The sequence below is a fragment of the Streptomyces violascens genome (assembly GCF_014649955.1).
Lineage (GTDB): Bacteria > Actinomycetota > Actinomycetes > Streptomycetales > Streptomycetaceae > Streptomyces > Streptomyces violascens.
In genome coordinates this window covers 49,851-64,911 of record NZ_BMUA01000017.1, presented here as the reverse complement: position 1 = coordinate 64,911, position 15,061 = coordinate 49,851, and the positions used below count along the sequence as shown (strand labels likewise).

The following is a 15,061-nucleotide window of genomic DNA, read 5'->3' as shown; positions in this document are numbered from 1 at the left end:
TCCTTTGCGGCAGGCCGAGTTCGCCCGGGGTTGGCCGAAACCTAGCGGGTCGGCACCACGCTGAGGTGGGCGCGGCCGCGCCGGGTGGCGGCGGGCCCGGTCTCGCGGAGCACCAGGGTCAGCCGGCGAAACCCGAACTCGCGCAGTGTGCGCGGGGATTCGCTGACCAGGCGGCAGCTGGTGCGGCCGCGCTCCGGATCGGGGTGGCGCACGTGGCGTACCGCACCGTCGTGGTGGACCGCCGCGTCGCCGACCGCCCGGACCCAGTGCGGCAGGCCGAGCCGGAAGGCGGCGTCCATGATCGGGTCGTCGGCGATCTCCTGGCGGATGTCGCGCAGGCCGGGAGCGCTCTCGTCATCGGCGTACGCCTCGGCGAACTGGGCGAGCATCGGCAGGCACCAGGCCGTCTCGTGCTCGGCGAGCACGCTGGCCGCGTCCGGATGGAAGAGCACGAAGCGCAGGAAGTTGTGGCCGGGCATGGCGGTGGGGTGCTGCCCGATGCCGCCGAAGAGCGCGTCGTACGCGGGGTTCGCGTGGGCCACGCCCCAGCCCGGATCGAGGACCACGGACGGGAAGGGCAGGGCGTCCGTCATCGCGAAGTAGTCGTCGACATAGTCCCTGAAATCGGGGTCGTCCGGGAGCTGCCTGGCCTCAGGGGCGCCCGTTCTTGCGGTCGTCGTGTTGTCGGCGGCGCGCTCCCCCGCGGCCGTCTGCTGTCCGGGCCGCTCGTGGACCAGGGCGAACGGGCGCCCCACCACCGGAGCGTGCGCTGCCACAACCTTGGTCACCGAATCCTTCGCCACCGATTCTTCCGCCATCGAGTACGCGACTCCTCTTGCTGGCCCGCGAGTGCGGCGGCCGGCCTTCGGGCCCGCCCGGGGCTCGGAGGGCGATCTTCACACCGCGTGGCGATCCTGATACCGCCGACACAATGATGTCAAGCATCGTGGCATTCCGGCCCCCCGAAGCATTGATTGCGCCACAACTGTGGCAAGTTCTGGTTGTTGTTGCCGGGACCCGCTAACCTCCGGAGCATCCACTGTTGTGCCCACCGACCTCGCATGATCTAGGAGAACTACTGGTGACGGACGGCTTCTTGGTTCCGGGACCGGCGGCCACGGGCCCCCTCGCGGCCGTCGTCGCCCGTGTGGCCGAGCTCGCCGAAAAACTCGGTACGAGCCAGGCGGACGTGTTTGACGTCCACCGGCTCTCCGAGGCATCGGGGGTTCCGGCCGACGTCGTGGGCGCGTTGCTCGAAGGGCGGCCGGCCGGCGAACCCGATCTGCAGGCACGTTTCCTGCAGCGGTTCAGCCTGCTGCGCAGCACCCGGCGCAAACCCAACGGCCGCCCGCACACCCAGCAGGAGATCGCCGACGGCGCGGGCATGTCGCGCCAGCAGGCGGGCGCGCTGATCAACGGCGACCGGCGGCCGACGATGGAGCACTGTGACGCGATCCAGCGCTTCTTCGGCGTCCACGCGGGGTTCCTGACCGCCGACGACGCCGACGCGCTCGGCGGCGCGCTGCTGCGCACCGAGCAGGAGCTGCTCCAGCAACTCGCGGGCCGCGAACGCGAGGGCGCGCTCGCCGGGGCGCCGGGCGGGGACGCGCTGGAGCGCCTGCTCCAGGACCACGGCGTGCGCGGCATCGCCTGGCGGGCCGCCCAACTGCCCACCGACAAGCATCGCGACAAGGTCACCGAGTGGCTCGACATGCTCCTGGAGAGCGTCAAGCGGTCGGAGTCCTGACGTGATCCGCACCACGCGGCGGCAGCACCCTGCCGTAACCTGCGGCCTGCCCGCATACCGCCGTCCATTCATTTCAGGCCGTCATGTGATGCCGAGTTCAACGAACTCCGGCTCAATGTTGACTGGATCAATCGCGTACGGCTCGGCAGGCTGCACAGAGACGGGCTGCTCGACGAAGTGCTGCTCCATGAACGGCTGGCGGGGAGAACGGTGGGCATAGGCAAGGAGATGCGCCGGCTGTGCGGCGAGCTGATCGCGGGAATCACGATCCCCGCCCCGGCGGAGCCGACCGCTCTGTACGCCGCCCTGTGCGAGGGCATGAGCAAGCGCCGGGGCCGCCCCGTCGAGTTCCGCATGGCGGCCTTCCCGGCGGGCACCGCGAGCGGCCTCTGGCTCGACATGGCGGACCGGGATCTGGTGGTGGTGGAGGAGCGGACGACACCCGATCACCAGTTGGTCATCCTCGGCCACGAGCTGTGGCACATGAACGCCGGGCACAGCAGCCACCATGTGGCGGGGGCAGTGGTCGCCGCCCGGCTGCTGACCGAGGACGGCGACCTGGGCGCCGCGGTGCGCAACGTGGCCGCCCGGACCCGTTCCCATCTGGCGGAGGAGACCGACGCCGAGAGCTTCGGACTCCTGCTCGGCAGCAAGTGCCGTCCCTGGCTGCCCGGTTCGGGTGCCTATGTGCCCGCGTACCGGGACGCGATCGCCGGGCGCATCGAAGCCTCCCTGGGCTATCGCAGACCCCAGGGCTGACGCGTGAAGGATCTTGACTTCTACGTCCCGGCCGCGCTGCTCGCCATCGGGTTCGCGTGCCGGGTTCCCGGCATGCGGCGCACCTGGCGCGATCCGCTGCTCCGCACCGTCAACGCCTTGCTGATCGTGGCCAGTTCGGTGCTCTTCTTCGCCGCTCCGACGACGATCGCGGAAGTGAACCGCATCACCGGGGTGCCGAACTTCTCCGCCCCGCTGGTGTACTCGATCCTCACCGCGTACAACGCCGCCTGCTTGGTGATGATCATCAACTGGCGCGGCGGTCCGCCGGCGCAGGCCCGTCGGGCCAGCGTGCGGTGCCTCACGGCCTATGCCCTGGTGATCGTCGCCCTGTTCACCCTGTTCGCCCTGGGAGACGCATCCGAGGAGCGGCTGAGGGACCTGGACACGCACTACGCCAACACTCCCTTCATCCGCGAGATGATCGTCCTCTACCTGGTCGCGCACTCCGTCGCCGGCCTGGTCACCACGTGGCTGTGCTGGAAGTGGTCGGTCAAGGTGCACGGCTGGCTACGCACGGGGCTGGTCCTCATCGTGGCGGGATATCTCCTCAACCTCGTCTTCGACGTCCTCAAGTACGCCGCCGTCGGAGCGCGATGGCTGGGCGACGACCTGGACCGGCTCAGCACCAACGTGGCCCCGCCGGTGGCATCCGTGTCCGCGCTGCTCGTCGCGGCGGGCTTCATCGTCCCGCTGGTCGGACCGCGGCTCTCCACCAGCTGGCAGTCCTGGTCCACCTACCGGAAGCTGGGTCCGCTGTGGCGGGCCCTCAACACCGTGCCGACGGTTGCGAGCGGTTCCGTGCGGATGGCCTGGTGGTCCTCGGCGGAACTCCGGCTGACGTATCGCGAGGCCGGCATCCTCGACGGGTTCCTCTCCCTCGCCCCCTACTTCGACCGCGCACTGCACGCCGACGCCAAAGCGGCGGCGTTCACAGCCGGTGCCGGGCCGAAGCGGGCCGAAGCGATCGCGGATGCGGCCATGGTCGCCGCCGCCCTCGGTTCGAGGGCGCGCGACCCCGAAGGCGCGGCCCTGCGCACCGAGCAGTTGGACGCTCCTCCGTCCATCGAGCGGGCGCGGGATCTGGTGCCTGTGTCCCAGGCGTTCCGGAACTCACCCATCGTTGAAGCAGCCCGCCGCACCGCGGCACGGGCGGGGAGCGGGCAGTCATGAGCAGGTCGGACGAAACCGGGTCGGCCCCGGCCCGAAGAAGCCGGGTGGTCGTCGTCGGAGGGGGCCTCGCGGGCATGCTGTCGGCGGCCGCTCTCAGCGAGCACTGCGACGAGATCACCGTCATCGAGCAGGACACCCTGCCCGCCGGGCCGCGGCCGCGCAAGGGCCTGCCCCAGGCCCGGCACGGCCACATGCTCTGGTGCGGCGGGGCCGAGGCGATGGAACGCCTGGTGCCGGGCGTGACGGAGGACTGGCTGGCCCGTGGCGCGCACCGGGTCCCCCTGACGTCCGGGATGGTCGGCCTGTCGCCGCAGGGCTGGTACCGGCGCTGGCGTGATTCCCACTATCTGATCTCCTGCGGCCGCGACCTCCTGGACTGGGCGGTCCGCGAACGGGTCACCGCCCGCCCCTCGGTGAGCGTCCTCCAGCGGACCAGGGCGCTCTCCCTGTCGGGCGGCCCGGACAGGATCACCGGTGTCCGGGTGCGCACCGAGGACGGGCTCGAGCGGCTCGTCGAGGCCGACCTGGTCGTCGACGCGGGCGGCCGCAGTTCGCGCGCCCAGCAGTGGCTCACCGACCTCGGCGTCCCCCTCGCGAAGGAGGAAGTGGTCGACGCCGGCACCGTCTACGCGAGCCGGCTGTTCCGGTCGCCGGCCGGGCACGAGCCGTTCCCGGTGGTCAGCCTGCAGGCGGACGTCCATGCGCCGGTCCCCGGCCGCACCGCGGTGCTGCTGCCCATCGAGGACGGCCAGTGGCTGATCACGCTCTCCGGCACCCGGGGCGGTCGTCCCACCAGCGACAACGAGGCCTTCATACCCTTCGCGCGGGGCGCCCGGCATCCAGTGGTGGGCGAACTCATCGCCGAGGCCGAGCCGTTGAGCGAGGTGAGCACCTACGCCAACACCGCCAACCGGCGCAGGTACTTCGAGAACGTGAGCCGCTGGCCCGAGGGGTTCGTCGCGCTCGGTGACGCGGTCGCCGTCTCCAACCCCGTGTACGGGCACGGCATGTCGGTGGCCGCGCAGAGTGCGCTCGCCCTGCGCGAACAGGTCGCCGCACGCGGTCTCACGGCCCGCGGCCTCGCGCGCCGGACTCAGCGGGCGGTGGCCCGCCCGGTGGGCATGGCGTGGATCCTCTCGGCCGGGCAGGACGCGTTCTACCCCGGCGCCGCCGCCCGCGGTCCCGGCCCGGCCGACCGCGCGCTGTCGCGGTACGTGGGCCGGCTCATGCGCACCGCGACCGGCAACTACATGGTCGCCACGGCTCTGACCGAGGTCATGACCCTGTCGGGACCGGCCACCGCGCTGGTACGGCCCAGGGTGCTGCTGGCCGCGCTGGCCGGGCCCGGCCGACCGCAGCTGACGGAGCCTCCGCTGACGGAGCGTGAACTCGCCCTCGCACAAAGCCCGCAGAAGACCCCGTAGGCCAAGCCCGCGGCGGGGGCGCCGGAGGGCATCGATTTGGGACCCGTATCGATGCTTCCATAGGATCCGGCGATGATCACCAGAAAACGGCTGGCGGCCGGAGTGTGCGCGCTGGTCGCCACCTTCGCCACCGGCATCCTCCCGGCCGCGGGCACGGCCTCCGCGGCCGCAGCGCCCGACGGGCAGTCCGAGCAGGCCGCTCCCAAGGTCGACCTGGTCCTCGACGTGTCGGGGTCCATGCGGACCGCCGACATCGACGGCAAGTCGCGGATGTCCGCCGCCAAGCAGGCGTTCAACGAGGTCCTCGACGCAGTCCCGCAGGAGGTTCAGCTCGGGATACGCACCCTGGGGGCCAACTACCCCGGCGAGGACCGCAAGGTGGGCTGCAAGGACACCCGCGCGCTCTACCCGGTCGGCCCGCTGAACCGCACCGAGGCCAAGACCGCCGTCGCCACCCTCGCGCCCACCGGCTGGACGCCCATCGGCCCGGCGCTGCAGGGCGCGGCCGAGGACCTCAAGGGCGGTGACGCCACCCGCCGGATCGTGCTCATCACCGACGGCGAGGACACCTGCCAGCCGCTCGACCCGTGCGAGGTGGCCCGCGACATCGCCGCCCAGGGCATCCACCTCACCATCGACACGCTCGGCCTGATCCCGGACGCCAAGACCCGCGAGCAGCTCACCTGCATCGCGGAGGCCACCGGCGGCACCTACACCTCGGTGCAGCACACCGATCAACTCTCGGGCAAGGTCAAGCAGTTGGTGGACCGGGCGGCCGACCCGGTCGCCGTGCCCGTCGCCACCAACGGCACCGCGAGCTGCGAGAACGCCCCTCAGCTGAAGCCCGGCCTGTACACGGACCGCGAGAAGTTCGCCGAGCACCGCTCGTACAAGGTGGACGTGAAGCCCGGCCAGGAGCTGCGCGCCTCCGCCAGCATCGGCGTGGACCGCCAGACCAACCCCGACTACGGCGTCCTGCTGCGGGCGGTGACCGCGCACGGCCGCGAGATCGTACGCGGCTCGGAGGCGGGCGACGGGCGTACGGACCTGATCTCCACGGGCCTTCGCTACCCCAAGGCCCCGGCGGACGACTCCGACGACAAGACCCCGGAGACCGTGTGCCTCCAGGTCTCCAGCTCCTTCTCCGCGCCTCCCGGCGTCAAGACCGACCCGGGTCTGCCGGTCGAGCTCGCCATCGACGTGGTGGACGGCCCCGGCCACGCCTCGGACGTCGCCTCCTTCGGCCTCGGCCGGGGCTGGTGGCTGCTCGGCGCGCTCGCGCTGGCCGGTCTCGTCGCGGGTCTGGTGTGGGGCTGGATCTCGCGCTGGCGCATCGCGGTCTGGCGGACCAACTGATGCCCGACACCATCTCTCACCCCGGGGGTCACCTGATGCGTACCGTACGGAAGTTGGCGATCGCCGCACTGGCCGGCGCGGCGCTCCTCGGCGGGGCCGGGACGGCGCTCGCCGACTCGCCCTCGCCGAGCCCCTCCGCGTCGAAGGGCGATGCCGCGCCCACCGAGGCCGGCACCGCGTTCCGTACCGCGGTCGCCGTACAGCAGGGCCAGAAGGCGACCGCGTCCGGGTCGACCGGCGACTACCTGTACTGGATGTTTCCCGCCGACGCCGGGCAGCGCCCGACCGTCACGGCCAAGGTCACGCTGCCGGAGGCGGCCTCCCGGCACGGCGCCTCCACCTGGCGCATCGACGTGTACGACGGGCTGCGCCGCCGCCAGCCCTGCATGTACGGCATGCAGTCCCGCTCGGCGGCGCAGGACGCGGCCACCGTCGAGCTGTCCTGCACCCTGCGGCCGACGGTCGCCCGGGCCGACACGTGGTCGAACGATCCACTGCCGGGCAGCTACTACGTCCGCCTGACGGCGGTCTCGCTGCCCGAGACCGACCGGGGTCTGCCGTTCACGACAGAGGTCGAGCCGACCGTCCTGGACACCGGCGGCGCGCACGCCGTGGACGGCAGGCTGTCCACCCCGCTCGGCGCGAAGTCCGCGGTCGAGCCGGACGGCGGGTGGGCGTCGGGCTGGTGGACCGACCGCTGGCTGTGGACCGGCGCGGGCGGCCTGCTCGCCGCGCTCGCGGGCGTCGCCGGCTACAACCTGACCCGCGGCCGCGGCCGGCCTTCGCGGGTGCCGCGGGGGGTGTGAGCGCCCGCTGAGGCACCGGCTCCGGCCCGCCGTCCCGCCCCAGGGACCGGCGGGCCGGTCTCATTTCCGGCGGCGCCGTACACCCGTCGGCGGTCCCATCCGTACGAGACTCTGAGGGCACGCGACCGAGCGCCACCCTCCGCGAAGGAGTTCACCGTGTCCTCAGCTTCGAGCACAGCTTCGAGCACGCCCACCGTCGCCGTACTCGGCACCGGGATCATGGGGTCCGGCATGGCCCGCAGCCTGCTGCGCGCCGGACTGTCCGTACGGGTCTGGAACCGGACCCGGGCCAAGGCCGAGGCACTGGCCGACGACGGGGCCGGCGTGCACGCGGACGCCGGCGAGGCGGTGCGCGGCGCCGACGTCGTCCTGACCGCGCTGAACGACGGCCCCTCCGTGTCCGCCGCCCTCGACGCCGCGGCCCCGGGCCTGCGCCCCGGCCAGCTGTGGCTCCAGACCTCCACCGTCGGACCGGACGCGACCATCGAACTGGCCGCCCGGGCAACGGAGTTGGGGGTGCTGTACTGCGACGCCCCCGTCCTGGGCACCCGGGGGCCCGCCGAGGAAGGCAAGCTGACCGTCTTCGTCTCCGGGCCGCCCGAGGCCCGCGAGCGCCTCACGCCCGTCCTCGACGCGATCGGGCAGCGGACCGTCTGGGTGAGCCACGAGCCGGGCGGGGCCTCGCGCCTGAAACTGGTCGCCAACACCTGGGTGATCAATCTGGTCGGCGCCGTCGCCGAATGCCTCGGCCTCGCCGAGGGGCTCCAGGTGGACCCCCGTCTCTTCCTGGACGCGATCGCGGGCGGCCCGCTGGACACCGCCTATCTGCACACCAAGTCCGCCGCCCTCCTCACCGGCGACCTGAAGCCCAGCTTCGCCGTCTCCACCGCCCTCAAGGACACCCGGCTGATCCTGGAAGCGGCCCGACAGGCGGGCGTACGGCTCGACTTGACGGAGGCGTCGGCCGAGCGGTTCGCCCGGGCCGAGGCGGCCGGGCACGGCGCCGAGGACATGGTCGCGACGTACTTCGCGGGCCGCACCGAGCAGTGACCGTCCGCCCCGGACGGGGTCACGGCGCGCGGAAGGTGTAGAAGCCGCGTCCGAAGGTCGCTGCCACCAGACGGTGGTTCGCGGGGTCGTAGGCGAGGTCGGAGACCGGTACCAGCGGCAGGCCGCCGCCGAGCCGGAGCCAGCGCGCCCGCCCGTCGGCCCCGTACGCCGCGCCGACGAAGACGCCCTGGTCGGTGGCGACGTACAGCACGCCTCCGGCGCCGAGCACGACGTCGTTCACCGGCGCCTGCGGCAGGTTGCCCGACAGGTCGGTCCAGCTCGTGCCCGCGTTCCGGGTGCGCAGCAGATGGGGCTGGGCGGAGCCCGAGCGGTAGCCGGAGAGGGAGACGTACGCCGTCGTCGGGTCGGCCGGGTCGACCGCGATGCGGGTCACCCAGGGCTGTCCCGCCAGGACTTGGGTCCAGTGCGCGCCGAGGTCCCTCGTGATCCACACCCGGCCGTCGTCGGTGCCCGTCCACACGGTCCTTCCGTCGCGGGCGGCGGCCACCGTGGTGATGGTTCCGTACGGGTACGTGTCGTGCCCCGGTCCGCCGGTGAGGTCGGGGCTGATGGGCTGCCAGGTGGCGCCGCCGTCGGTGGAGCGGTTGAGCCGGTTTCCGCCGTAGTAGAGGACATTGGGGCTGACCGGGTCGAACTGGACGGGTGTCAGCCAGTTGCGGCGGTCGGCGGTGGTCGAGTCGGTGTACTCGGTCAGGGTGTTGCCGCCGTCGGTCGAGCGGAAGCAGCTGCCGTACTGGTAACAGGCGTACACCTTGTTCTTGTCGGTCGGGTCGATCAGGTTCTGCAGGCCGTCGCCGCCGAGGTACTCGTTGAACCGGGGGCCGCCCCAGGAGCGGATGGAGCCGTTGTCCTGGGCTCCGCCGGAGATCCGGCCGGTGTCCTGCGGGGTGGCGGCCACGGTGTAGAGCTGGGTCCACGGCTCGTACACGGCCTTGGTCCAGCCCCCGTCGCCGCGCGCGTCGGAGCGGTAGACGCCGCCGTCGTTTCCGAGGTAGAGGCGCCCCGGGTGACGTGGGTCCCAGATCATGGCGTGCTGGTCGGCGTGGACGGCGTTCTCCTCGGCCGTCCAGGTGGTGCCGCCGTCCTTGGTGGTCATCAGGGCGACCCCGGCCACGTGTACGTGGCGGGCGTCCGCGGGGTCGACCCAGACCTTTCCGAACCACCACGAGTAGCTGGACTGCGAGTCGGTGAGGGAGGGGTTGTCGGGCAGCCGGGACCAGGTGTCGCCGCCGTCGGCGGAGGTGAGGAAGCCGCCGAAGGTGCCGTCCGTGGCGCCGACCGTCGCGTACAGGCGGCCGGGTTCGGAGCGGGCGACGCCGAGTCCGATCCGGCCGGAGCCGACGGTGGGCAGGCCGCCGCCGAGCCGCCGCCAGTGGGCGCCGCCGTCGTCGGAGCGGTAGACGCCGGAGCCGGTGCCGCCGTACGTGCGCTTGTCCGGTTCGCGCCGGTGGTCCCACAGGACGGCGTACACGCGCTCCGGGTTCGCGGGGTCGCGCTGTACGTCGACGGCGCCGGTGTAGCCGTTGGGTACGTCGAGCACCCGCCTCCAGGAGGAGCCGGCGTCGTCCGACAAATACACGCCCCGGTCGCCGCCCGCGTTGTAGAGCGAGCCGGTGGCCGCCACGAGGACCCGGCGCGGGCTGCGCGGGTCCACGTCGATGGCGCCGACGGCTCCGGAGTCGCGCAGCCCGGCCGGCTGCCAGGTGCGGCCGCGGTCGGTCGAGCGGTAGATCCCGGTGCCTTCGTAGGTGACGCTGCCGCCGCCCGGGTTGGGTTCGCCGGTGCCCGCGTAGAGGGTGCCGTCCGGGGCGGCGGCGATCGCGCCCATGGCCTGGGTCTGCTGGGCGGGCCAGAGGGGTTCGAAGTTCTTTCCGGCATCGGCGGAGCGCCACAGGCCGCCGCTGGCGGCGGCCGCGTACACGGTGTCGGGGCGGGCCGGGTCCAGGGCGAGCGAGACGACCCGGCCGCCGATGTTGGCGGGTCCGGCCGGCTGCCAGGTGCCGGGCGTGGCGTGCAGCGCGGCCGCCTGGGCTGCCGCCGTGTCGTAGGCGTGCCGGGGCAGCGGCTGCCCGGGGATCGCCTTCTGTGCGTAGCTGAACTCGGCGGGCGCCGCGGGCCCGCCGTCCTCGTCGTCCTCCTGGATTCCGGCGCCGGCGGCGTGGGCCCCCGGGACCAGCAGTGCGGCAATCGCGAGGACGGCGAGGGCGGTGATCCGCGCCCTGCCCGGTCTCCCAGCACGCATGGCCTGCTCCTTCCGCGTCCGGCGGGACCGGAGCGCGTCAAGTGGAAGAGCTTTCCGTCGGCTTTTGAATGGCTTCCGCGCCCTCTTCGGGACGCGGCAGGCATACCGGGGAGAGAGTTTTCATCAACTGCCGCAGCAGCACCAGTAGTTGGGCCAAGAAACTGTCACGTTCACGCCAGGGCGGACCCGGCACCGCCGTACTCCGCGACCCCCGGGGCGCCAGTACGCCGTCCAGCGGGTGGGTGGCGAGGGCGAGGCCGGGCCGAGGGTGCGGCGGGAGACCCGCGCGGGCACCCGAAACTCCGGCGAGAAGCGTCCGGGCGGTTCGATAGCATGGCTCTGCCCATCGGGCGGGGGTGTCACCTGGTGTGATCCTCCGGGTGGGCCTCCCTACCTGGGTTCGCCGCGGCTGCGCCGCGGTGCCGCACGCACGAACATAAGGAGCATCCGAGGATGTCTCGACACCTGATCACCAGCGCGCTGCCGTACATCAACGGAATCAAGCACCTGGGCAACATGGTCGGGTCGATGCTCCCCGCGGACGTCTACTCCCGCTATCTGCGCCAGCGCGGCCACGACGTCCTGTACATCTGCGCCACCGACGAGCACGGCACCCCGGCCGAGCTGGCCGCCAAGGAGGCCGGGCTCTCGGTCGCCGAGTTCTGCGCGCAGTCGCACGACACCCAGAAGTCGATCTACGACGGCTTCCACCTGGCCTTCGACTACTTCGGCCGCAGCTCCTCGCAGCAGAACGTGGAGATCACGCAGCACTTCGCGCGGAAGCTGAAGGAGAACGGGTTCATCGAGGAGCGGGCGATCCGCCAGGTCTTCTCGATCGCCGACGACCGCTTCCTGCCGGACCGCTACATCGTCGGCACCTGCCCGCACTGCGGCTACGACAAGGCGCGCGGCGACCAGTGCGAGAACTGCACCCGCGTTCTGGACCCGACCGACCTCCTGGAGGCCCGCTCCGCGATCAGCGGCAGCAGCGACCTGGAGGTCCGCGAGACCCGGCACCTCTTCCTGCTCCAGTCCAAGCTCCAGGGCGAGGTCGAGGAGTGGATCGACCAGGTCGGCGGCGAGTGGCCGCAGCTCGCCTCGTCGATCGCCCGCAAGTGGCTGACCGAAGGTCTCCACGACCGCTCGATCACCCGTGACCTGGAGTGGGGCGTGCCGGTCCCGGCCGACACGTGGCCCGAGCTGGCCGCCGAGGGCAAGGTCTTCTACGTCTGGTTCGACGCCCCGATCGAGTACATCGGCGCGACGAAGGAGTGGGCCGACCTCGACCCGGCGAACCGCGACTGGAAGTCCTGGTGGTACGAGCCCGAAGGCGCGGCCGACGTCCGCTACACCGAGTTCATGGGCAAGGACAACGTCCCCTTCCACACGGTGATGTTCCCGGCGACCGAGCTGGGGGTTCGCGAGCCGTGGAAGAAGGTCGACTACGTCAAGGCCTTCAACTGGCTCAACTACTACGGCGGCAAGTTCTCCACCTCGCAGCGCCGCGGCGTCTTCACGCACGACGCCCTGGAGATCCTGCCCGCCGACTACTGGCGCTACTTCATGATGGCGAACGCCCCGGAGTCCGACGACACGTCGTTCACCTGGGAGCACTTCACGGCGACGGTCAACAAGGACCTCGCTGACACGCTCGGCAACTTCGTGAACCGGGTCCTGTCCTTCTCGCGCAAGCGCTTCGGCGACGACGTCCCGGCGGGCGCGGAGGCCGGGGCCGCCGAGGCGAAGCTGGGCGAGGAGATCGCCGGGCTGCTCGCCGAGTACGAGGGCCACATGGAGGCGCTCCAGTTCCGCAAGGCGGCCGCTTCGCTGCGCGCCCTGTGGTCGGCCGGCAACTCCTACCTGGAGGAGAAGGCCCCCTGGCTGGAGATCAAGACCGCCCCGGAGGCGGCCGCGCTCACGCTGCGTACGGCGATGAACCTGATCCACCTGTACTCGGTGGTGTCCGAGCCGTTCATCCCGTCCTCGGCGAAGGCCATGCGTTCCGCGTTCGCGCTGACCGACGATGTCGCCACCTGGGTGACGCCGGAGCAGGCCAGGGCCCTGGACACGGTTCCGGCCGGTACGCCCTTCACGGTGCCGCCGGTGCTCTTCGCGAAGATCACGGAGGAGGACCTGGAGTCCTACCGCGAGCGCTTCGGCGGCGCGGACGAGGTCTGATCCGATCTTTGATCTTCGATACGGCTGTGGGGCCCTGTCCGGTCGGGACAGGGCCCCACGGCCGTCTGTACGGTCAGACCGTGAGCAGCGCCGGGTCGCTCACGCCCGTCGCGCCGGTCTCGACGTGTCCTGCGAACCGGCGCAGGAACGTGGCGTCGGCGTCCGACGTCACGCACACGTCGTACCAGCTCTTGCTGCCGCGCAGGTCGACCGTGAACTTGACGGTGGCGCCCGTGGCCACGGTGAAGGTCTGGGTCGCCCCGCCGTAGACGCTCGCGTTCGCGACCTTGAGGTGGACCGTGGAACTGCCCGCGTTGGTCATGGTCAGGTCGAGGTTGCCGGTGCCCGCGTTGTGGCGGGCGGTGACCTCGGGTCCTGCGGTCTTGCCGGGGCTCTGGAACGTCCGCAGGAAGCCGTTGGGCCCGAACACGCTCAGCTTGGTGGCCCCGCTGGAGTAGGCCGTGTTCCAGGCGTCGGAGATCGTCTTGCCCGCCTCGGTGGTGTAGGTCCAGGGGCCGTCCGTACGGTTCGCGGACGTCACGAGGAACTGCGCGCCGGCCGAGGCGCCGCCGCCGAAGGTGAGCGCGTACTTGCCGGTGCTCACGTTCGCCGACCCGTCCACGAAGGGCGCGTACGGCAGCGGGCGGGTGGGCCGGGACCCGGCCTCCTGCTTGGGGAGCGTGCCGGTGGCGGGCGGGACCGGCACGAAGTCGGGGTGCCTGTTGTGGTCCGGCGGGATGTACGCGGTCGTCGAAGGCAGCGACGGGGCCGAGGAGTTGGTGCGGCTGAAGTCGAACGCCGAGGTCAGGTCGCCGCAGATCGCGCGCCGCCAGGGCGAGATGTTCGGCTCGTGCACGCCGAAGCGGGTCTCCATGAACCGGATGATCGAGGTGTGGTCGAACGTCTCGGAGCAGGTGTAGCCGCCGGTGCTCCAGGGCGACACGACGAGCATCGGCACCCGCTGGCCGAGCCCGTACGGACCGGCCGCGTAGCTGATGTTGCCCGGGAAGTAGTCGGGGGCGGTCGCGACCGTGGACAGGCCCTGGGAGGCGCCGGAGGGCACGAAGGGCGGGATCACGTGGTCGAAGAAGCCGTCGTTCTCGTCGTACGTGATGAACAGCGCCGTCTTGGCCCACACCGCGGGGTTCGAGGTGAGCGCGTCCAGGACCTGCGAGATGTACCAGGCCCCGTAGTTCGCGGGCCAGTTGGGGTGCTCGGTGAAGGCTTCGGGGGCGGCGATCCAGGAGACCTTGGGCAGGGTGCCGGCCTTGACGTCGGCCTTCAGGATGTCGAAGAAGCCGTCGCCGTTCTTGGCGTTGGTGCCGGTTCGCGCCTTGTCGTACAGGGGGTCGCCGGGCTTGGCATTGCGGTAGTTGTTGAAGTACAGCAGCGAGTTGTCGCCGTAGTTGCCCCGGTAGGCGTCGCTGATCCAGCCCCAGCCGCCGGCCGCGTCCAGGCCGTCGCCGACGTCCTGGTAGATCTTCCAGGAGACGCCCGCCTGCTCGAGGCGCTCGGGATATGTGGTCCAGCCATACCCCTTCTCGTCGTTGCCCAGGACCGGACCGCCACCGGTGTTGTCGTTGCCTGTGTAGCCCGTCCACATGTAGTAGCGGTTCGGGTCGGTGGAGCCGATGAACGAGCAGTGGTACGCGTCGCAGATGGTGAAGGTGTCGGCGAGCGCGTAGTGGAACGGGATGTCCTCGCGAGTGAGGTACGCCATCGTCGTGGACGTCTTGGCGGGGACCCACTGGTCGTACTTGCCGTTGTTGAACGCCTTGTGGCTGCCGGTCCAGTCGTGGTTCAGGTCCTGGATGAACTGCAGGCCGAGCTTGTCCGCCTTGGGCCGGAACGGCAGTACCTCCTTGCCGCCGCCGACCTGGTGGAACACCGACTTGCCGCTGGGCAGTGTGACGGGCCGCGGGTCGCCGAAGCCTCGGACGCCCTTCAGGGAACCGAAGTAGTGGTCGAAGGAACGGTTCTCCTGCATCAGGACGACGACGTGCTCGACGTCCTGGATGGTGCCGGTGCTGCCCGCGGCCGGGATGGACGCGGCCCGCGCGATGCTCTGGGACAGCGCGGCGAAGGCGGCCGTGCCGCCCGCGAGCTGCATGAACCGGCGCCGGTTGAGTTCAGCCATGAGTGGGGGCCTCTGCAAGCGTGAGGGGACAGGGGGGCGAGAGGGGTGTACCAAGAACACCCAGGGCTACGGAAGCCCCCATGTCGTCACTGTGACGTTCCGCGGTACGGCAAACGAACAAGCGCCCCATCTGGCGTGCCGCACCACATG

11 protein-coding genes are annotated in these 15,061 nt (G+C 71.5%); 8 read left to right on the top strand and 3 right to left on the bottom strand.

Features of this window, described 5'->3' with window-relative positions; translation table 11 throughout:
* Window positions 1–41: 41 nt before the first annotated feature.
* Window positions 42–818 carry an MmyB family transcriptional regulator gene (locus IE206_RS27995; protein ID WP_189966833.1) on the bottom strand — a complete coding sequence of 259 codons (777 nt, stop codon included), beginning with the start codon at window positions 816–818 and terminating at the stop codon, window positions 42–44.
* Window positions 819–1,081: 263 nt separating this feature from the next.
* On the opposite strand from IE206_RS27995, the gene IE206_RS27990 reads away from it, so the two are divergent.
* The 7 genes from IE206_RS27990 (at window position 1,082) to IE206_RS27960 (ending at window position 8,333) form a co-directional block, all read left to right on the top strand.
* Complete coding sequence (locus tag IE206_RS27990; protein WP_189966831.1) at window positions 1,082–1,747, top strand: helix-turn-helix domain-containing protein; 666 nt, start codon at window positions 1,082–1,084, stop codon at window positions 1,745–1,747.
* A gap of 228 nt (window positions 1,748–1,975) precedes the next feature.
* A complete protein-coding gene (locus IE206_RS27985; RefSeq protein ID WP_189967026.1) occupies window positions 1,976–2,506 on the top strand; it encodes a toxin-antitoxin system, toxin component in 531 nt (176 codons plus the stop codon).
* A 3-nt stretch (window positions 2,507–2,509) separates the two neighbouring features.
* On the top strand, window positions 2,510–3,697 hold the full coding sequence (locus tag IE206_RS27980; protein WP_189966829.1) for an MAB_1171c family putative transporter: 1,188 nt from the start codon (window positions 2,510–2,512) through the stop codon (window positions 3,695–3,697).
* Window positions 3,694–5,121, top strand: coding sequence for an FAD-dependent oxidoreductase (locus tag IE206_RS27975; RefSeq protein WP_189966827.1), 1,428 nt, complete (start codon window positions 3,694–3,696; stop codon window positions 5,119–5,121). The genes IE206_RS27980 and IE206_RS27975 overlap by 4 nt, the downstream gene beginning before the upstream one ends.
* Window positions 5,122–5,193: 72 nt before the next feature.
* A complete protein-coding gene (locus IE206_RS27970) occupies window positions 5,194–6,477 on the top strand; it encodes a VWA domain-containing protein (protein WP_189966825.1) in 1,284 nt (427 codons plus the stop codon).
* Window positions 6,478–6,512: 35 nt separating this feature from the next.
* Entirely contained in the window at window positions 6,513–7,283 is a 771-nt protein-coding gene (locus IE206_RS27965) for a hypothetical protein (protein ID WP_189966823.1), read from the top strand.
* A gap of 156 nt (window positions 7,284–7,439) precedes the next feature.
* On the top strand, window positions 7,440–8,333 hold the full coding sequence (locus IE206_RS27960) for an NAD(P)-dependent oxidoreductase (RefSeq protein WP_226599591.1): 894 nt from the start codon (window positions 7,440–7,442) through the stop codon (window positions 8,331–8,333).
* Window positions 8,334–8,352: 19 nt separating this feature from the next.
* Here the strand turns inward: IE206_RS27960 and IE206_RS27955 are convergent, their stop codons facing one another.
* Window positions 8,353–10,596, bottom strand: a complete 2,244-nt coding sequence (locus tag IE206_RS27955) for a WD40/YVTN/BNR-like repeat-containing protein (protein WP_189966821.1) — start codon at window positions 10,594–10,596, stop codon at window positions 8,353–8,355.
* 453 nt (window positions 10,597–11,049) lie between these two features.
* Here IE206_RS27955 and metG point away from each other — a divergent pair, with 453 nt between their 5' ends.
* Complete coding sequence (metG, locus tag IE206_RS27950) at window positions 11,050–12,774, top strand: methionine--tRNA ligase (RefSeq protein WP_189966819.1); 1,725 nt, start codon at window positions 11,050–11,052, stop codon at window positions 12,772–12,774.
* 73 nt (window positions 12,775–12,847) lie between these two features.
* On the opposite strand, the gene IE206_RS27945 is transcribed toward metG, so the two are convergent.
* Window positions 12,848–14,911: a phosphocholine-specific phospholipase C gene (locus IE206_RS27945; RefSeq protein WP_189966817.1), complete on the bottom strand. Its 2,064-nt coding sequence runs from the start codon at window positions 14,909–14,911 to the stop codon at window positions 12,848–12,850.
* Between the last annotated feature and the right edge of the window lie 150 nt (window positions 14,912–15,061).